The following is a 19605-nucleotide window of genomic DNA, read 5'->3' on the forward strand; positions in this document are numbered from 1 at the left end:
ATTTGCCTCGTTAGCTCAGTTGGTAGAGCATATCACTCTTAATGATGGGGTCGTAGGTTCGAGACCTACACGGGGCACCATTTTTTTGGCCCATTCGTCTAGCGGTTAGGACACCAGCCTCTCACGTTGGTAACACGAGTTCGAGTCTCGTATGGGTCACCATTTTTATTAAAATAGAGCTTCTCTTATAAATTCAATCAAAATTTTTGCCTATTAAACGGTTAGCTAAACTTATTGTTTGTATAGTAAAATTAGCTATTTTAATGTACTGAAAGAAAAATTTCTTTGAACATAACAATTTTTTTACAAAATTTATCAGATTAAAAGTTATTTTTAACATAAAAGAGAATGGAGTAGATTTGGACTACAGAGTGTGATAAATTTAGATTGAAGGTTTTATGATGTTATTGGACTTATCTGTTCATTGTAATTTTTAAATTCATAAAATGAAATAAATTTTTGTGACTACAAATGCCTGTCTTATATATGCCAACATGAAATTTGTTTATATAATTTAATACTTGCTTAAAAATTTTATAGCCGATTTCCTAGCTTTTTCTATTTTTTCTTCATTTTGGTTTTCAACTGCGGTAGATGATATCCATTTTTTGCCAAATAAAATTTGGGCTGCTTCTACCATGAGCCCGCAAGCGTACAGATCTTTTTCGGCTGAAATGCTTTGAACAAATGCGCTTTTTGTTTTGATACGTAATATCTCTTGTTTGACTCGGTGAAAGGACATTTGCATGAGGCTAGCTGCCGACCATGCCTTACAAAGACTATCTTTGTTGTCTAGCATTTCGCTTGTCAAAATATCTATTTTCTCTGATGCGCCTACCCACCCTAAAGCTATTATAAGTTTGCGATTAAGGGCATTATCCGCATCCGCGAGAGAAAGTATGTACGCGGTTAAGCGGTCACAAAACGCCGCATAAAAGTCTCTATTTTTAGACTTAGAGAGAACTTGCGCTATAAGATAGATAGTCTCTATTCTTATTTTTTGATTATCCATCTTGGCTAGCTGCTCAAATAAAAACTCTATCCCAGCACTTCCATGTCTATCAAAGCTACTCTCTAAATTTAGCTGTCTTTCCTCTTGCCACTCTTTGCAGATGAGCTCATAATGATATGCTATCTCGTCGCTAACACCTAAAGCAGCGATAAATTTAATCCTTTTGCCATCTGGGAAATTCTCTTTTTCTAGCTCCAAATACTCTTTTTGTAGATCTTTTAAATTTGACACCAAATTTCTCCTGCTGGCTAGTTATGGCTAAGGATTTTTACTTTATCATCTCAAGTTTGGCTTTGCAAGCATCTTTGTATGGACTCGTAAAATTTGAGTCAGCACACTCTTTTAAATAAGGTTTGGCTAATTTAAACTGCTTTTGCCTAATATAAATTTCGCTTATTAAATTTAAAGCATGCAAGCGGTCATCTGGCCCAAGTTTCATATTTAGTATAAATTTTGCCTCATCAAGCGCCTCGTCAATATTATCAGTTTTTAAAGAAGCCTCTGAGTAGTTAAAATTTAACTTTGGCGAAAATGTATTTATCTTTGTTTTGGTTTGTAGCTCAAGTGCCTTTTTGGCGTATGTTGTAGCGATGGCGTAGTCGTTACTCTTTATCGCATAGTCGCTTATTGCCATGTATGCTTCGATGATCTTAAAATCTTGTCCCCTTAGCTGCTCAATCGCGCTAATAGTTGAGACCGCTTCAGTAAAGCGTTTTAGTGCAAGTAGAGAGTAAAATCTATCAAAAAGTGATGGCGTTGGGTCTGAGTATTCAACTGATGAACCAAGTGAAAGTGCATCATTTGCTGCAATGATCGCATGCTCATAGTCCTTGTTTTTATATAAAATTTTGCTCAAATTTACCAGCCACTCGACTCTATCTTCTAAGTTTTCATCCTTTACGTGAGCTTTTGCTAGCTCAAGTGCATCGTTGTAGCGAGCCGTTCTAAAGTAGCAGTTAAAAAGCTTAAACTGTGGTAGTGAGATTTTATTTATATCGTAGTTTTCAAGTAAATTTACAACGGCCGTACAGTCATCTTTTATAAAATACTCTTTTGCAAGTTCAAGCGCAGCCTCATTTACCAGCTCAATCGCTTTGCTTAAATTTTGATCTTGTGCTAATGTCTTATAAGTTAGTGCATCGGCAAATTTACGCTCTTTTAGATCAAGCTCAAGCTTGCTAATAAGTGCTTTTTGGCTAATATTTGTGCCAGCATATTTCTCGATGAGCTCTTTATATCTAGTGTGAAGTGCGGTAGAGTTTTTGTCCTCTTCTTCAAAAAATAAACCATCTTTTGCCTTGGTGACTTCATCGATATAATCGCCATATTTAAACTCTGTCTCGTACCGGTTTAAGTACTCGTACGCCTTTTTTTCATCTTTTGTTTTAGCTAGATTTAGTGCTAAATTTTTTAATGCAACTTCATAAAAATCTTTTGTTCTATCGCTATTGTTTATTAGTATCTCATATATTCTAGCGGCTACATCAGGTATATCTTTGCTGGCAAATGTAGATGCTAGGTTCATCGATTTTGTTGGGTTGTTCATAAAAAATTTTTCATTTGCATTTGCGATTTTTAGTACAAATTTCTTTGCTTCGTCAAATTTTTCTTTATCGATATTCGCATCCGCCAAACTCAGCGCTGCTCTACTTGCAAGGTCTATATCATTTGTTGAGTAAAGCACCTTTTCATAGTCGCTTAGCGCCTCTTTTTGTCTGCCTATTTTGTAAAGATAATCAGCATAATCAAGCGTTGCAAGTTTTGTAAATTTTGAGTTTGCGTGTTCTTCGTTTAGGATATCAAGCATATATTTCGCATCACTTGCAATGCTGTCTTTTAGATAGGCTCTGGCGATTAGATATAGCACCTCTGGGTAGTTTTCGTCAGATGGAAATTTTCTGATCCAAACTCTGCCTTCATTTACAATATCTTTTGGCTCAAGCTCTTCAAGCTCGCTTTTTGTTTCAAAAATTTTATCAAGTGCTCTTAATCTGTAAAGTAAAAATTCGCTGGAAAAAAGACTCTTTGGGTGTCTTTTTATAGCAGTTTGAGTATCTTTTACTACGCTTTCAAAAGCACCTTTTTCGTAAGCTCTTTTTATATTTATATAGATATCTATATCGTTGCTATCTAGTCCGGTAATAGGAGCTTTATTGAGGTCTAGTGCCCCGATGCTGGGACTTAGCATATCTTTAAAGTCAGGGGCGAAGTTTAGCCCAGATCTCTTTTTGCTACTCTCTACCAAAGAGGTGTCGATAATGATGCTAAAGTGCTTTGAGATGCTGGTTTTTGGCGTGTCTTGCACGCTTGGATTACTGTAAAGCTCGGTCTGGACGTTTAGTAACTTTGATGGTGCTTTTGGCATGATCACGATAAAGAGCTTGCCATCTTGTTTTTTGTATTTTATATCCATCAAAGGCAGTGTAGTATCCTCGACATTAGGTAAAATTCCATCATCAAGCATGCAGACATAACGCTTTGTATCATAGGCTAAAATTTGCTCCACACATTCAAATTCTTGCTCATCACTTAGCTGTAGGACGCTGTAAGGTTTATTGCCATTTGCGCCGCTGTTTAGACTAAGACTAAAAGCAGTTAGATAAAGCGGTAAAAATAAAATGATTAAGAGCTTTTTCATGCCGCCATTATAGTTAAATTTTCTAAAATCCTGAAGCAAAGACAAAATGCCCAATAAATTCCAAAATCGCTCCAGAAAATAAAAACGAAAAGGCCGTTCCGGCCACTGCGATGCCAACTATTACCTTTAGTGCCATTGAGACGTTTGCAGTGTAGAGGTTTTTATCCTGCACGATAGGCTCTTTTAAAAACATAAAGACAATGAGCTTTAGGTAGTAGTAGATAGCAATGGCTGAGTTTACCATGATAATGACGCTAAGTACGACGTAGTCAGCCTTTATGAGCGACGCTACAAGTACCATTTTGCCCCAAAATACACTAAAAGGTGGAATGCCAGCAAGGGCTATCATAAAAATTCCCATTATCACGGCATAGCTTGGTAAAATTTTAATAAGCCCTGAAAATTTCTCAAATGGATGTTTAAAGCGCTTATCCCAGCAGACTACATCGTCGCACCTTGCCACCCAGAGCATAGAAAATGCGCCCAAATTTGCAAACAAAAACATGATCCAGTAGAAAAACAAGGCGACATTTGCCTCGTGAGAATTTGCCACAAGGGCACAAAGCACGACGCCAGCGTGGGCTATTGAGCTAAAGGCGAGCATCCTTTTTACGTCTTTTTGCACTAGAGCCATTATATTTGCAAGGCTCATCGTAAGCACGGCGATGATGTAAAGCAGGTCTTTTATCCACGAAATTTGCGAGGCTTCAAGCATGGCAAAGACGCGAAGTGCGACGATAAATGCCGCTACCTTTGGCACGATCGACATATAGCCTGCTAGTGGGGCATTTGAGCCCTCGTAAACGTCTGGTATCCATGTGTGAAATGGTATGAGTGAGAGTTTAAAGCCAATGGCTGAGGCGATGAAAACGCAGCCAAGCAGGATGATTAAGTTTTGATTTAAGCTAAGATCGTTTATCACTACGCCAATTCGCGTGATATCGATAGAATTTGTAGCTAGATAAAACATCGCGATTGCCATCGCAAAAAAGCCAGCCGAAAGTGAGCCCATAGCAAAATACTTGATCGCTGCTTCGACACTTTTTGCCTTGTTGTGAAGGGCAATAAGCGTGTAGAGGCAAAGCGAGCTGATCTCAAGGCCCAAAAATATAATGAGCAGGTTGCTTGAGCTCACCATAAATAAAAATCCTGCGATCATAAACAAAAATAGTGCGTAATACTCGTAAATTTTATACTCAAAATACTCTTTTGTGCTGAGTGCGAGCGGTATGAAAAGGGCTGAAGCGATGAGGATGATGACTTGTGAGATGATAGAAATTCCATCAACCAAAAGCATATCCCAAAAGCTAAGGCTAAGACCATTAAAATCTAATATAAGACCCAAATTTACAAATATAGCGATGATGCAAAAAATACAGTAGAAATTTCTTGAGAGATCTTTTTTTATAGTTCCAACAATTAATATAAAAAATGCAAAAACTAGCATGCTAAGCATCGGGGCGATCGAAGCAAGAGATATCTCTTTTATATCTAAAAGGGCTATTTCATTCATAGTTTGCTCCTATCATTTAGGGATAAAATTTTATCCTTTGTGCCGCTATCTATTGCCCTGTTTTGCATTTTGTTTATGATATTTTGCACGCTTGGCTCAAGTGGCTTTAGTATCAAATTTGGTGCGATACCAAGAGCGATGATAAGCAAGCAAAGTGGTACAAGAGCGGCTAACTCTTTAAAATTTAGATCTTTTAGGCTCAAATTTTTCTCCTTGCACTCGCCAAAAAAGACCCTTTTGTAAAGTACCAGCATATAAACAGCGCCCACGATGATACTAAAGCCACCAAGTAGCGCAAAGAGCTTATTTAGTTTAAAGACGCCAAGTAGGCTTAAAAACTCGCCCACAAAGCCGATCGTTAGCGGTAGGCCAATGCTAGCAAGGTTCGCTATAAAAAATATGAGCGCATACTTTGGTATGACCTTAGCAAGGCCACCAAATTTGCAAATTTCTTTTGTGTGAGTCCTCTCATAGATGACGCCAACTAGCAAAAATAGCGCGCCACTTACGATACCGTGGCTTATCATTAAAAATATTGAGCCGCCAAGGCCTATTAAGTTTAGTGAAAAAATGCCAAGTATGATGACGCCCATGTGCGAGATCGAGCTATATGCGATCACTTGCTTCATGTCGCTTTGAGCGTAGGCAACGAGGGCTGCGTAGATGGTCATGATAATGGCTATGACGCAAACAGCGCCGCTTAAAAGTAGGCTAGCGTCTGGAAATAGTGGAAGTGAAAATCTCACAAAACCATAAGTACCCATCTTTAAAAGCACGCTGGCAAGCAGCACCGAGCCGATCGTAGGAGCCTGTCCGTGTGCATAAGGCAGCCACGTGTGAAATGGAAATAGCGGAGTTTTCACGCCAAAGGCGAAGAAAAATGCTAAAAATAGCCAAATTTGAGCATTTTGTCCAATACCAAGCTTGTACCAGTCAAGCAAGCTAAAGCTAAATGCGCCACTTTTTTGATAGTACAAATAGCCGATAAAGATGATCGCCACTAGCATAAAGACAGAGCCTAAAAATGTATAGATGAAAAATTTAATCGCAGCATAAATTCTATTCTTACTGCCAAATGCACCGATGATGTAAAGTAGCGGTATGAGGCTAAGCTCCCAAAAGCTGTAAAACAAGATCATATCAAGTGCGCTAAAGACGCCCATCATCGTGGTCTCTAAAAAGAGTACGCTAATAACAAGGTGTTTTAAATTTCCATCATCACTAAGTGCGGTGAGCGAGATAAAGCTCATAAATGCACTAAGCACGATAAGAAGCAGCGAAATAGCGTCAATGCCTACAAAATAGCTGATGTTTAGGCTTGATATTAGCGAAATTTGATGCATGAGCACGAACTCATAGCCTTTAAAATCAACATTAAAACAGACAAAAATGGCCAACAAAAGCTCGATAAGAGCGATGCTTGCTCCGTAAAATTTGATGCTTTTATTTTCTATCAAAAAGCCAAGCACGGCGCTAATTGCTGGGAAAAATATGATGACACTTAGCATTATTTGGCTCCGTTTAATAAAAATATAAAGCTTAAAAGTAAGGCAAATCCTGCGACCATAAACCTAAGCATGATGCTTAAATCACCGCTTTGCATTTTGTTTGCTAAAAGTGCAAATTTAGTAAAGGTGAGTGCGACTAGATCGACGCTCTTATCTATTATTATCTCGTCAAATTTTTTACAAATTTGAGATAGCTTTGTGTAGCCATTTATGAAAAATTTCTCATAAAATTTTGGGATAAAGTAGGCATTTTGTAAAATTTTATAAATTCTGCTCTCACAAATACTCTCTTTAAAAATTTCTTTTTTATAGGCAAATAGTGCAAAGCCAGCGCTTGCTAGCACTAGACTAAGTGTTAAAATAAGTAAAATAATTTCGCTGCTGTGAGATAAATTTAGCGGAAAATCTTTTAAGCTTTTTTCTAAAAACCCACTAAAGTTGCTCCAAAAAAAGCCGCTAATGATCGAGAGTACACCAAGTGCTGCCATGCCAATTAGCATGTAGTTTTTGGCTTCATGTGCATGTTTCTCGCTCTTTGGTTTTGCAAAAAATACAAGCATAACGAGTCTAAAGCTATAAAATGCCGTAAGCATTGCACCAAATAGCAAAATAACCCACAAAATTTGATTCTCACTAAATGCAACCTCTAAAATTTTATCCTTCGAGAAAAATCCAGCAAATGGATAAAAGCCAGCCAGTGCGCAGCTCGCGATGATAGAAAGGAGTGCAGTTGGCTTCATAAATTTATATAGTCCGCCCATTTTTTTGATATCTAGCTCGTCGTTCATCGCGTGCATAACGTTGCCAGCGCATAAAAATAGAAGCGATTTGAAAAATGCATGCGTGACAAGGTGAAAAAGTGCGATCTTATAAGCGCCAAGACCAGCAGCTACAAACATATATCCAAGCTGCGAAAGCGTCGAGTAGGCGACTATTTTTTTAAGGTCGTTATGTACTAGTGCAATGCTAGCGGCAAATATCGCCACAAAAGCGCCAAGGCAGGCTATAAAGTGCGAGACTTCTGACACATTTGTAAAGATGAAATTTGAACGTATCACTAGATAGACGCCAGCTGTTACCATGGTCGCAGCGTGGATGAGTGCAGAAACTGGAGTTGGCCCCTCCATAGCGTTTGCAAGCCAGGTGTGAAATGGAAACTGTGCGCTTTTACCCATGGCGCCTATAAAAAGAAGTGTTGCAATGATGCCTAAATTTAGCCCAGAAAGGTCGCTTCTAGCGTTAAAAACCTCACTAAATTTAAGTGAGCCAAAGCTATAAAATATATAAAAAATGCCAACAAGCATCGCAAGGTCAGCGACTCTATTCATTATAAAGGCTTCGTTTGCAGCGATATTTGCACTAGCTCTTTTATACCAAAAGCCAATGAGTAGCCACGAGCAAAGTCCAACACCCTCCCAGCCGATAAATAGCCCTATGAAGTTATCACTTGATACAAGTACGTTCATGCAAAATACAAAGAGCCCCAAGTAGCTAAAAAAGCGGTTAAAGCTTGCGTCATCTTTCATGTAGCCAATGGAATATATATTCACTACACTAGCTACCACACCCACAGTGCTAAGCATAACAAGGCTAATGGCGTCAAGATAGAAGCCAAAATTTAAATCCAGGCCACCAAAATTTATAAACTCTTTTAGTGATAAATTTAGCGGTTCATCTATGCCAAGACTGGCTGCTAGCATAAGTGAAGCGGTTGTGCTAATAATCATGAGAAGTGAGCAAAAAACACCAATTAGTAAATTTTTACTGCTATGTGAAAAAAGTCCAGAAACGATAAAGCTAAGCAGCGGAAAAAATAGCGAAATAAAAAATAAAATCATCCCTTAGCCTTTCATATTTGTCATCGTCTCTAGGCTGCTGCTACCAGTCTTTTTGTACCAAAGCACGAGTAGCCCTAGTCCCACGGCGACCTCGCTAGCAGCGATAGCCACTATAAAAAATGCAACTATCTGACCTGTTAGGTCAAAGTAATACTTTGAAATAGCAGCCAGAGCAATGTTTGCTGAGTTTAGTAAAATTTCACTTGAAAAAAATAGCATGATCAAATTTCTTCTTCGCATTATGCCAATTAGCCCTATGACAAAGACTAGGCTTGCTAGGATGAGGTAGTGTGTAAGGCCTATCATAGCATCTCCTCTAGGCCACTTTGGCTATTCATATCTTTGTGTATCAAGATGATGCCAGCAACCATTGCGACAAGAAGCATTACGGCACACATCTCAAAAGCGATCAAATACCTGCTAAAAAGTAAAATTCCAATAGCCTCGATATTGCCAAGCTCACTAACCACTGGATTTAAACCCTCAAGCTTAACGCTATAAATAGGCGCTAAAAATATAAATATCAAAAGCAGCGCTACAAAGCTACTTAAAAGATAGACAATAATCTTTGCCCTTTTGCTACTTTTTGGTTCACACTCTTTGCTGCTATCAAAAAACATCATTGCAAATGCGTATAAAACGACCACGGCACCTGTGTAGACTATTATCTGCACTACACCCAAAAACTCCGCTCCAAGCAAGAAAAATATAGCCGAGATAAAGACCATGCCAGCAGCTAAAGCTGAGACCGCATTTAATGCGTTTTTACAAAATACGCTAAAAGAAAAGCTCACCAAAATCAAGGCACTAAAAAGATAAAATGCAAAGCTCTCATACATCTTTTGGCCTTTGTAAATTTATATCGCTCATAAAATTTGTCTCATTTTCACTCTCGCTTATAAATGCATTTGGCGTCTTTTTGACCAAGCTGTCAGAATTTTTACCAAGTGCGCCATAGCCCTCAAATTCGCTTTGATCTTTTAAAAATTTATCTTTTGTTAAAAACTCATCTTTCGTGCCAAAAATAGCTCTATGTTCACTTGCGACCTCATACTCCGTGCCGCAAACTATGGCAAGCTCAGGGCAGACATCAGCACAAAATCCGCAGTAAACGCATCTGCTTAAATTTATAGTGTAGCTTGCGACCTTTTTGCGTCCATCTTCACCAAGTGAAGTTTTCATCGAGATACAGTTGCTAACGCAAATTTTTTCACAAAGCCCACATCCTATGCAGCGCTCACTCTCGCTCTCTACAAATTTTAAAAGTCTGTGAATACCTCTGTATCTAGCATTTAACTGCATCTTTTGCATAGGATATTTTAAAGTATGCGACTTGCTAAAGAGCATTTGATTTATAGTGATTTTTAGACCGATAAAAAGATCTGGTTTAAAAGTAGCTACAACAAAATTTTTAAATTTATCAAAAGCACTTTTTGGTTTTATTTTTTTATCTATTAAAATATATTTTTTCTCACTCATTTTCTACCTTAAAATAGCAGTATAAAGCCGGTAATTACGATATTTAATATACCAATTGGAAGCAATACTTTCCAGCAAAGCATACTTAGCTGATCAACCCTTAAATGTGGCCACGAAGCCCTTGTCCAAAGGAAAAAGAAAAATACGACGCTTGATTTTAAGATGATCATTACCCCACCTGGGATAAATAAAAATTCGTTAAATCCTCCTAGGAACAAAAGCGTGATAATGATGCTTGCTGCGATCATATTTGTGTATTCGCCGATAAAAAACATCGCCCATCTCATCCCACTATACTCGGTACCATACCCTGCCACGATCTCGGTTTCGTTTTCTGTTAGACAAAATGGCGTTCTGTTGCACTCTACAAAACTAGCCATTAAAAATAGTAAAAAGGCGATTGGTTGTTTAAAAATAAGCCAGTTAAATATGCCTTTTTGATAGTTGTTTATATCTACAAGCGAGAGTGAGCTAGTTACCATCACGACGCTTAAAAGCGCCATGCCAGCAACTACTTCAAAGCTAAGAAGTGATACGACCGCACGAGCTGCACTAATTAGTGCAAATTTATTGTAGCTAGCAAGACCTGCTGCAAGTGGCGAAAATACGCAAACCGAAGCTACGCCAGCAATATATAAAATACCTACGTTTACATCAGCTAAGATTGGACGTACCGTCCGGCCAAAAATTTCAAACTCAGGTAAAAATGGCACGGGCGCTAGTGCTGCAAATGCCGCGATAGCAGAGATGAGAGGCGCTATTAGAAAGATAAATTTATTTGCATTTGCTGGGACAATATCCTCCTTTGTAAAGAGTTTTATCATGTCAGCTACGATCTGAAGCACTCCAGCAGGCCCTACCATATCAGGTCCCACGCGGCGTTGCATGTAGGCTAGCACTTTTCTCTCAGCATAGGTCGCAAGCCCTGCAAGGCTCGACATAACAGCTAAAATTACGACAGCTTTAATGATAGTAGTTAGTATGAAAAATAATATATCACTCATCGCTCGCCTTTAAAATTTTTACCGCAACGTAGTTTTTACCATTAAAAATAAGACTAAGATCAAGCTTGTCGTCATAGTCACCCAAGTATGCTGCTAAGCCATCAAGCTCACTATCAAGCTCTACGCAAATGGCAAGCTTGCGCCCATCTTTTTCTAAAATAACCGCTTCATTTTGTGAAATTTCAAATTTAGCCATAAACTCGCTACTTGCGTAAAGCTTCGCGCGTTTTGCGGTTTGGCTGGCGTAGTTTGCAAAAAACGATGGCAAATTTATGGGATTTGCAAGACTTATAAGTGCCTCGTCGTCTTTTAAATTTATATTCTCGCTATCTTTTAAAAGTGGCTCTATATCATTGTTTGGTATGAAATTTAAAATTTCTAGCTTATAGCCACGCTTGCTTGTGCCGTCATTTGCGTAAAAATTTTCTAAATCATCAAATTTAATGCCTTTATATCCTTTTTCTTTTGGCAAAAGTGGTGTGTAATCTATTGTATTTTCAGCTATTAGTCCAAGTGCGTTTGCGATGTTGTTTAAAAAATATCCTTTGTGTGGTATCGCCACATTTGTAGGCACTACGTCGTTGTTTATGTTTGTAAATGTGCCCTCTTGCTGATTTAGTGCTGCTGCGTCAAGATCGCCTTCAAAAATGCTAAATTTAAAATCACCATTTTCGTTATAACCTAGTGTCTTGCCAGGCTTTTTCTCGCTTGATAGAGTGCAAATTTTAGCCACCCCAAGCGAGTTTGTGCGAGGAGGTATGAGCATCACACGAAATGGCGTGGATGTTGCTATTATTCCAGCAAGTGCGGCCAGTAAATTTGCATTTTTGTCTGTATAAAAATCGCTTCCTAATATAAGCGTAAATTTGCTCTTGCCTTCGCTTAAAGCAGATATGTCTAAGCCAAAATTTTCATCAAAATTTGCTAGCCTTTCACTAAGCTTTTTTGGTAAATTTTCACCCCAATTTTTCAAGACAAAAAGTAAAATTTGCTCTAATTTGCCAGGTTTGTGCGTTATGCAGACAAAATTTTTAGAGTATTTTTTAACTACTTTATCCTCAATGTGATGAAAGTAAATTCCAGCCGCCTTGTTCATTTTTAGGGCGTTATTTAGCTTGTAGCTTGTTACCGGGCTCTCGTGCCTTAAAAAGCTTCCAGCTGCGATTATAAAGTCGCTATTTTTAATATCGTCATAGTCTGCATTATATGAGCTAAGGCCGCTAAATTCGCTAAATTTGGTTAAAAATTTTTGATAGCTTAATGCCTCATCGTTTAGCAAATTTAGATCAAATTCTTCTCTTAAACACTCTAAAATAAGAGCCTCTTCGTTTGTAATGAAGCTGTTAAATTTTATATTTTTTATGGTGCCATTTTTAAAATTTAAGACAATCTCATCAAATTTCTCTTCATTTTTACAGGCGAGCTCGTTGTGAAAGTCATAGCCAAACCTAGCTGCGCCACTTATCTCGCCAAAATGAAAATCGTTGCTAACCCTATAAATTTGCTTACTTCTATCGCTAGTGCTCTTTTCTTTTACGTCATAATAAATTAGCTCACAGTCGCTTTGGTGCGGATTTGCCGCTGGAATAGTGCTTAGTTCCCAGACATTTGAGCTATACTGGAAATTTGAGCTAACAAGTGCGCCAACAGGGCAAACGCTGATACACTCGCCACAAAATGAGCACTCTAAATTTTCGCTAGCACTTGGAGCGATAAGGCTCTTTTGCATCTTGCTAAAGACCGCATAAGCATCTTTTGGCATGCTATCTTTTAGCTCTTTTGGTACTTCTACACCTCTTGGCACTGTTTTTAGTGCGCTCTCGCCGATCTTATCTTTACAGACTGTAATACACCTTTCACAGACTACGCAAAGGGCTGGATCGTAGTTTATAAGCCCCCATTTTTTGTGTGGCTTGTGCGTGTCTTCTATGGCAAATTTTTGCTCTTTTACTTTTAGTCTTGTAGCTAAATTTTGTAGCTCACACTCGCCGCTTTTATCGCAAACACCGCATTGAAGCGGGTGATTGACACAGTATGTCTGCATGATTGCGTTTCGCTCAGCAATAATTTCTGGCGTGTTTGTGTAAATTTGCATATCCTCTTTGGCTTTGGCGTTGCAGCTATAGACCACTTTGCCGTTTGCTTCGACCATACAGAGCCTGCACGCAAGCGTTGGCGAGCAGCCACTAAGATAGCAAAATGCGGGGATGTAGATATCATTTGCTCTTGCTATATTTAGGATGCTTTCTCCTTCGTTTGCTTCTATGATTTGATCGTTTATGGTTATTTTCATTTGCTAATTATTACTTGTTTAAATGCGTATCCATTAAATTCTTTGGTGCCTAGTATCGCAACAGTGCCTTTTAGTGATGGATCTAGACTAAATTTAGCCTCCACACTAAAGTCTTTTGCCTTTATTTGCAAAATATCACCATCTTTTGCTTTTGCTACTATACCAAACTGCACGCCACCCACGATCTCGTCACTTGCGTTTTTGTTTAGATAAACGACTGCTCCGTCAAAATTTTCAAGTTCTCTTAGCTCGTCTACTTTGCTGTAATCATTAAACTCATCTGTCTTGTCGCCTGCTAAAACTATATTTTTATCTAAAATTTCAAGCAGCCAAAAGATTGCGTCTTTGTCCGGATGAGTAAAAAGCGAGTCATCAATTATTATATTTTTAGCATCCTTTATCCACTCGCCAAGCTCCTCAAACTCCTCTTCGCCGACATTGCACTCGCCGCTTATGAGCCCATCATCAAGCTCATCAAAAAACTCATCTTGCACTAAATTTGCGTATTTGCAAAGAAGTGCTAGGACGTAGCTTATCGAGCCTATTTCACAGCGGATTAAATTTTCACTTCCAAGCTCGCTATCTTCAAAACATGAAATATATTTAAACTCATGTTCTTTTATCTTTTTTGCTAAATTTTTATCGCTCAAGCTTAGTAAATTTGCGATGCTTAGGCTCTTGCCTGCTATTAAATCATTAAATTTCATATCTTGCCCTTTTTTATCGTTATTGCCCAATCAACTTGGTTAAATTTAAGTGAGTTCATTATCTCACAGTTTAGATTATAAGCTAAATTTAAAGCCGCTTTTACGCTGCCAAAATCACCTATCTCAAATAAAAAGATAACCACCTCGCCAGCCTCGCTCGCCTTTATTTGCTGACCAAGAGCACTTAAAAACTCACCCTTTAAATGTCTAAGATCAACCCTTCTCATCTGTCGACCTCGCCTAATATGATATTTGTGCTACCTATGATCGTAGCAACGTCAGCGACATACTGTCCTACTAGTAAATCCTCGTAAATAGCGCAGTGCCAAAAGCTTGGCGTACGAATTTTTAGGCGGTAAGGGCTTGCGCTGCCGTCTGAGTTTATATAAATTCCAAGCTCGCCCTTTGGTGACTCGCTAGCGAAGTAAATTTCACCTTTTGGGGGTTTTAGCCCTTGCGTGATCAGCACAAAATGCTGCATGAGCGAGTAGTTTTGAGTCATGATCTGCTCTTTTGAAGCACTCACATATTCTGGTGCGTCAGCGATGATGGCAGGGCTGCTGGTTTGATACTTGCTAACGCACTGCTTTAAAATTTTCACACACTCACGCATCTCTTTCATATAAAGTAGATATCTCGCGTAGCAATCGCCCTCATTAGCGTATGGCACGATAAATTCTAGCTCGTCGTAGATGAGGTAAGGCTCTTCTTTTCTGATATCTCTTGCGACTCCGCTTGCTCTTAGCATGACGCCAGAGCAGCCACTACTAAGGGCTAGCTCTTTGCTAATGACACCAACATCCACTAGCCTTGCTTGCCAAATTCTATTTTCGCTTAGTAAATTTTCATAAAGCGTGATATCTTTTGGAAATTTCTCGCAAAATGTAAGTAGCTCTTCGCACCAACCATCTGGTAGGTCAAGCGGTACGCCACCGATCCTTATCGAGCTATGTGTTAGCCTTGCACCGCAGTATTTTTCTATAAGATCAAGGGCGTATTCGCGCTCTCTAAATGCGTATAAAAATACGCTCATAGCCCCAACATCAAGGGCGTGCGTGGCTAAAAACAAAAGGTGCGAGCTAATGCGGTTTAGCTCTAAAAGCATCACTCTAATAATCTGCGCACGGCGAGGCACTTCGATACCACAAAGCTTCTCCACAGCCGCGCAAAATGCGTAGTTATTGGCACTCGATGCTATGTAGTCCACCCTGTCAGTCACTGGTATAAATTCCTGATAGGTCATATTTTCAGCCATTTTTTCAACGCCTCGGTGCATGAAGCCAACCTCTGGCATAGCGCGAACGACCTTTTCGCCATCGAGTTCAAGAACAAGCTTAAGCTGTCCATGTGCGCTTGGGTGCTGTGGGCCAAAATTTAGTATCATCTTGCCATCATTTTGCTCAAATTCTAAATTTTCAAAAAATGGTTTTAAGCGGTTTGGTGCCTGGCTCAAGGTCTTTCCTTTACTATTTGGCTCTCGTTAAATTTAGCCTTTTTGACAAATTTCACGCCGCTTTCTTCTTGATACTCGTACTCTTCATTAAAGACCCTTGAAAATCCAAATGTATCTTTCTCATCCACGTAGGCTGGATCGCGGTTCTCTTCGCCGATCTGCTCTCTAAACTCACTTCCAAAAATTTTATCCACCTCATACCATTTAGCAGCCTCGTCGCCCACTAGCGGATAGCTCTTTAAGAGTGGGTGTGAGTGCCAGTCATCAGGCATGATGATGCGCTTTAAATTTGGATGCTCTTTTATCAAAACGCCGCTTAGATCATACATCTCGCGCTCAGCCCAGTTTGCGCTTTTATAAAGCTCGCAAACGCTTTTTAGTATTTCGTCATTTTTTACAAAGCATTTTACGCGAGCGCGTCTATTTTTACTAATACTAAGAAGCTGGTAAAATACCTCATATCCGCCTTTCTCGCTTAGATAATCAACCGCTGCAAGCTCGCAAAGCTGCTCGTAGCCAAAGCTTTTTAACACCTCAAGAGTTTTGAAATTTTCACTAGAATTTACACATATCACAAGCTGGTCAAACTCAACATAGCTAGATAAAATTTCCACACCACTTTGCTCTAAAGCCACTAGCTCTTCGTCAAATTTAGAGCCTTTTGCTGCTTCCTTTGGCGTCTGCTTGGCGACGTAAAATTTCTCGCTGTAATACTGCTTTTTTTGCAGGTCGTTTTTTGGCTTATACTCTCTCATATTTTAAGCTTTCTTGGCTTTTGCGCCCTAAATGCACTTTGTTTTCTTATCTTTTTTTGAAGCATCATAAGTGCGTACTGAAGCGTCTCTGGGCGTGGAGCACAGCCTGGGATGTAGATATCTACTGGTATGATGCGGTCTACGCCTTGAACGGTTGAATAGGTGTTGAACATACCGCCTGTATTTGCACAGCTACCCATCGAGATAACCCATTTTGGCTCAGGCATCTGATCATAAAGTCGCCTTGTAAATTCGGCATGTTTTTTAGTTAGCGTGCCAGCTATTATCATCACCTCTGAGTGTCTTGGACTAGCCCTAAAAATGGTGCCAAATCTATCAAAGTCATATCTGCTAGCACCGCTTGCCATCATCTCGATCGCACAGCAGGCAAGTCCATAACTAAGAGCCCAAAGAGAGTTGCTTCTACCCCACTGAACTAGCTTGTCAACCGTTGTTAAAACTACTGGCAGGCCGCCATTTGCAGCGTAGTTTATCTGATGCTTTGCCACTTAAAGACTCCTTTTTGCCAAGCGTAAGCAAAGCCAATTAATAAAATCGCCACAAAAAGTAGCATCTCGATAAATCCAAATACTCCAAGTAGTCTAAAATCCACCGCCCATGGATACATAAAAATAACCTCAACATCAAATAAAATAAATAAAATTCCATAAAAAAAATAGTGGATATTTATCTTGTTTGGCTGTTTTACGGTGGTTGGACCACACTCGTAAAAGCTGAGTTTTAGTCGCTGTGTGTTTCGATTGGCTAGTTTTTTGCTTATTTTTGAGGATAAGAATGTTATCAAGCCAAATGAACAAGTCGCTAGTAAAAGTATGATAAATGCACCAAAATAGGTACTTTCAAGCTCTGAGTGTGACATACTTTGCCTTTTTTAATTTTTAAGATTCTACTAAAATTAAATTTATTTGACCTTGAAATAGCTCAAGAGTAGGGGAACTATTGTGATTTTGTGTAAAAATTTCTCTTATTTTATCTTCTCAACCGCATCTTTTGCAGCACTTATTCGCTCGCTCTCATCAAGCTCTTTTACAAAGCCATCTTTTACTAAAATGATCCTAGTCGCCATGTTAAAGTAGCTATCATCATGGCTTACGGCGATGATGCTGATGCCCTTGCTTTGTAAAAATGGCAAGATTTCTTTGTAAAATTTACGCTTAAATAGCGGATCTTGATCGGCTGCCCACTCATCAAGTATAAGGATAGACCTGTGCTCTAAAATGGCTATTAGCAGGCTTAGACGCTTTCTCTGGCCGGTTGAGAGCTGCGTAGTGCTAAGCTTATTATCAACGACACTTACCTTTTTGTCGATCTCAAGCAGAGCCAAGAGCCCCTCTATATCGCTTTGGCTGGCAAAGCCATCATGTGAGAGCGTTTGCGAAAACAGATAAAAATCAGCAAAAATAGCACTTATCTTTGCTTGATAGCTTTGTAAATTTGCTTCATCTATCTTTGTGTTATCAAGGTAAATTTCGCCACTACTTGGGCGGATAAGGCCACAAAGTAAATTTATAAGCGTGCTTTTGCCACTGCCATTTTTGCCGATGATAAATGTTATCTCGCCGCGTTTGATCTCTAAATTTACATCATTTAGGCTAAATTTACCGTGGTTGTAGTTGAAATTTATATCCTTTAGCCTGATACTTTGCCACTCATCGCTTAGGCTATCATCAAATTTAAAGCCTGCTTTGAAATCATTTAAATTTAAGTTCATTATCTTCTCTAAGCTCACTTTTGCGCTAAGTGCGGCTGGTATGGAGCCAACCATACTCATAAATGAGCCTCTTAAAAATAGTATCGTTAGGCTTATGCTAAGCGCCGTTTGCAGGCTCGCCCAGCCAAATGCCACGCACAAAAATACGCAAAGTCCGACTGCACCAAGGAGCATTACGTTGGTAAAATTATCACTTAGTGCGTGATAGACGTCTGCTTTTACCATGCTTTGTCGCTTCTTATCGCCTGTCAAATTTAGCTCATCAAAGCAGACTTGCGCTCTTACTCTGTTTAGACTAAGCTCTCTGTGCCCCTCAACGATGTCGTCGTAGTGCCTTTGCAGCGCGTCATCTTGCGTTCTGGACTCTCTAAAGTAAAGGTGGATCTTTTTCATCAAAAGCGTGTTTATAACGAGTGTTGCGCCGATCCAAACGGCGCTAAATATAAAAACCTTTGGCGCTATGTAGGCTAGATAAAAGCTGGCACAAATGATGAAAACCAGGCTTTGTATGAAGCCGGTAGCGCTCATAAAAGCAAATGTGATCGTCTTTATGTCGTTGTTTAGACTAGCTATGATCTTTGCCTTGCCGATCTCGTTTATCACGCTATTTGGCGTGTCTAAAATTTGCTTTACGCTTTGATATCTAAGCTCGTAGATAAATTTATGTCCAAAATTTGTAAGTGAGATATTTGCAGCGATGGCACTTATGAAAAATAAGATCAAGATAGCTATAAATTTTATCGCCACAAAAGCGTCAAATTCTTTTAAATTTACAAGTTCGTTGTTGATAAAAGAGAGCGTCCAGACGCCAAGTCCGCTAAAAGCAAGCGTCAGGATCACTATTTTGATTATTGAAAAAAGATTGCTTTTTATTAAATTTGCAAGCATTACATGGCAGCGCGCGGCTGAATGATGTTTTGATCAAATTTTTGCTCGGTGTCTTCGCTCATGATGTGAAGCACTTTGCTGCGTTTGATCTTCGCGTCGTTTTTAAATATCGCGCGCACCTTGTCCATGCCCGCGTAAAAATCACGCATCAGCACGACGCAGATGTATTTGCCAAAAAACGTCGGCTTTATTACGCCGTTTTCTTCATAGATCGCATTTACTAGCTTTAGCAAGCTAAGCTCAACAAATAGGTCTTTGTTGATGTTCGCATCGTTTTGTTCGTTGTAGGCTTTGATATCGACTGCGCCGTCAAAAAGCCTTGTTAAAAACGTATATTTTAGCCTCTCTTTTTTGCTAAATGAGCATTTTGCGATGACAGGACTTTGCCTATCTTTGACCTTTCTGCCGTAGTCAAGTAGGTTAAATGCGTTTATCACGAGCTCGCCGTCTAGGAAGCTAAATGCCCCGCTGCCCACACCCACGTATTCTAAATTTGAGCCCACGTATTCGTCGCGAAGGTCTGCGCTTTTTTCATTTGAAAACGCCCAAGCGTTGCTTTGTCTATATCCGCCCTTGGCAAATTCGCTCACGATGATCTCGTAAAATTCGCGCTCGTTATCGACGTTTGAGACGCCCAGCGAGCGAGCGATGTTCTCTCTCGTTAGCTCTGATTTCATAAGCGGATAGAAGGTGATCTGCTGCGGAGAGATCGATTTTGAGACGTTTATGTCGTTTATGAGCTGCTCTTTTGTTTGATTTGGTAGGTTAAAGATGAGATCAAGGCT

17 protein-coding genes, 2 tRNA genes and 1 pseudogene are annotated in these 19605 nt (G+C 39.3%); 2 read left to right on the forward strand and 18 right to left on the reverse strand.

Annotation, left to right across the window (positions count from 1 at the left end; genetic code table 11):
• The first annotated feature begins 4 nt into the window (after positions 1-4).
• Positions 5-80, forward strand: a tRNA-Lys gene (locus ACTTKV_RS08550).
• A 7-nt stretch (positions 81-87) separates the two neighbouring features.
• Positions 88-162, forward strand: a tRNA-Glu gene (locus ACTTKV_RS08555).
• Between the two features lie 352 nt (positions 163-514).
• On the opposite strand, the gene ACTTKV_RS08560 is transcribed toward ACTTKV_RS08555, so the two are convergent.
• The 18 genes and pseudogenes from ACTTKV_RS08560 to ACTTKV_RS08645 all read right to left on the reverse strand — a co-directional run.
• Positions 515-1243 (reverse strand): HEAT repeat domain-containing protein, encoded by a 729-nt coding sequence (locus ACTTKV_RS08560; protein WP_442550155.1) that lies wholly within the window; start codon positions 1241-1243, stop codon positions 515-517.
• A gap of 37 nt (positions 1244-1280) precedes the next feature.
• The gene (locus tag ACTTKV_RS08565; protein WP_442550156.1) at positions 1281-3650 is read right to left on the reverse strand and encodes a tetratricopeptide repeat protein; all 2370 of its coding nucleotides are present in this window, start codon (positions 3648-3650) and stop codon (positions 1281-1283) included.
• Positions 3651-3672: 22 nt separating this feature from the next.
• Entirely contained in the window at positions 3673-5163 is a 1491-nt protein-coding gene (gene nuoN, locus ACTTKV_RS08570; protein WP_442550157.1) for an NADH-quinone oxidoreductase subunit NuoN, read from the reverse strand.
• Positions 5160-6671 carry an NADH-quinone oxidoreductase subunit M gene (locus ACTTKV_RS08575; RefSeq protein ID WP_442550158.1) on the reverse strand — a complete coding sequence of 504 codons (1512 nt, stop codon included), beginning with the start codon at positions 6669-6671 and terminating at the stop codon, positions 5160-5162. The genes nuoN and ACTTKV_RS08575 overlap by 4 nt, the downstream gene beginning before the upstream one ends.
• A complete protein-coding gene (gene nuoL, locus ACTTKV_RS08580) occupies positions 6671-8509 on the reverse strand; it encodes an NADH-quinone oxidoreductase subunit L (RefSeq protein WP_442550159.1) in 1839 nt (612 codons plus the stop codon). Before nuoL ends, ACTTKV_RS08575 begins: the two co-directional genes overlap by 1 nt.
• 3 nt (positions 8510-8512) lie before the next feature.
• Positions 8513-8815 carry an NADH-quinone oxidoreductase subunit NuoK gene (nuoK, locus tag ACTTKV_RS08585; RefSeq protein ID WP_442550160.1) on the reverse strand — a complete coding sequence of 101 codons (303 nt, stop codon included), beginning with the start codon at positions 8813-8815 and terminating at the stop codon, positions 8513-8515.
• On the reverse strand, positions 8812-9348 hold the full coding sequence (locus ACTTKV_RS08590; protein WP_442550161.1) for an NADH-quinone oxidoreductase subunit J: 537 nt from the start codon (positions 9346-9348) through the stop codon (positions 8812-8814). Before ACTTKV_RS08590 ends, nuoK begins: the two co-directional genes overlap by 4 nt.
• Positions 9341-9988 carry an NADH-quinone oxidoreductase subunit NuoI gene (gene nuoI, locus ACTTKV_RS08595; RefSeq protein ID WP_442550162.1) on the reverse strand — a complete coding sequence of 216 codons (648 nt, stop codon included), beginning with the start codon at positions 9986-9988 and terminating at the stop codon, positions 9341-9343. Before nuoI ends, ACTTKV_RS08590 begins: the two co-directional genes overlap by 8 nt.
• Before the next feature lie 8 nt (positions 9989-9996).
• Positions 9997-10992 carry an NADH-quinone oxidoreductase subunit NuoH gene (gene nuoH / locus ACTTKV_RS08600; protein WP_442550163.1) on the reverse strand — a complete coding sequence of 332 codons (996 nt, stop codon included), beginning with the start codon at positions 10990-10992 and terminating at the stop codon, positions 9997-9999.
• Positions 10985-13285, reverse strand: coding sequence for an NADH-quinone oxidoreductase subunit G (locus tag ACTTKV_RS08605; protein WP_442550164.1), 2301 nt, complete (start codon positions 13283-13285; stop codon positions 10985-10987). Before ACTTKV_RS08605 ends, nuoH begins: the two co-directional genes overlap by 8 nt.
• Entirely contained in the window at positions 13282-13992 is a 711-nt protein-coding gene (locus tag ACTTKV_RS08610; RefSeq protein WP_442550165.1) for a hypothetical protein, read from the reverse strand. The genes ACTTKV_RS08605 and ACTTKV_RS08610 overlap by 4 nt, the downstream gene beginning before the upstream one ends.
• A complete protein-coding gene (locus tag ACTTKV_RS08615) occupies positions 13989-14219 on the reverse strand; it encodes an NADH-ubiquinone oxidoreductase subunit E family protein (protein ID WP_442550166.1) in 231 nt (76 codons plus the stop codon). The genes ACTTKV_RS08610 and ACTTKV_RS08615 overlap by 4 nt, the downstream gene beginning before the upstream one ends.
• Complete coding sequence (gene nuoD, locus ACTTKV_RS08620) at positions 14216-15445, reverse strand: NADH dehydrogenase (quinone) subunit D (RefSeq protein ID WP_442550167.1); 1230 nt, start codon at positions 15443-15445, stop codon at positions 14216-14218. The genes ACTTKV_RS08615 and nuoD overlap by 4 nt, the downstream gene beginning before the upstream one ends.
• Positions 15442-16200 (reverse strand): NADH-quinone oxidoreductase subunit C, encoded by a 759-nt coding sequence (locus ACTTKV_RS08625; protein ID WP_442550168.1) that lies wholly within the window; start codon positions 16198-16200, stop codon positions 15442-15444. The genes nuoD and ACTTKV_RS08625 overlap by 4 nt, the downstream gene beginning before the upstream one ends.
• A complete protein-coding gene (locus ACTTKV_RS08630) occupies positions 16197-16709 on the reverse strand; it encodes a NuoB/complex I 20 kDa subunit family protein (RefSeq protein ID WP_103579022.1) in 513 nt (170 codons plus the stop codon). The genes ACTTKV_RS08625 and ACTTKV_RS08630 overlap by 4 nt, the downstream gene beginning before the upstream one ends.
• Positions 16691-17080: an NAD(P)H-quinone oxidoreductase subunit 3 gene (locus ACTTKV_RS08635; protein ID WP_442550169.1), complete on the reverse strand. Its 390-nt coding sequence runs from the start codon at positions 17078-17080 to the stop codon at positions 16691-16693. Before ACTTKV_RS08635 ends, ACTTKV_RS08630 begins: the two co-directional genes overlap by 19 nt.
• 105 nt (positions 17081-17185) lie before the next feature.
• On the reverse strand, positions 17186-18820 hold the full coding sequence (locus ACTTKV_RS08640) for a multidrug ABC transporter permease/ATP-binding protein (protein WP_442550170.1): 1635 nt from the start codon (positions 18818-18820) through the stop codon (positions 17186-17188).
• Positions 18820-19605: pseudogene (locus ACTTKV_RS08645) on the reverse strand (coproporphyrinogen III oxidase family protein); the annotation flags it as partial. The pseudogene ACTTKV_RS08645 and the gene ACTTKV_RS08640, both read right to left, overlap by 1 nt.

Origin of the sequence: Campylobacter sp. (assembly GCF_052169515.1) — a bacterium.
GTDB lineage: Bacteria > Campylobacterota > Campylobacteria > Campylobacterales > Campylobacteraceae > Campylobacter_A.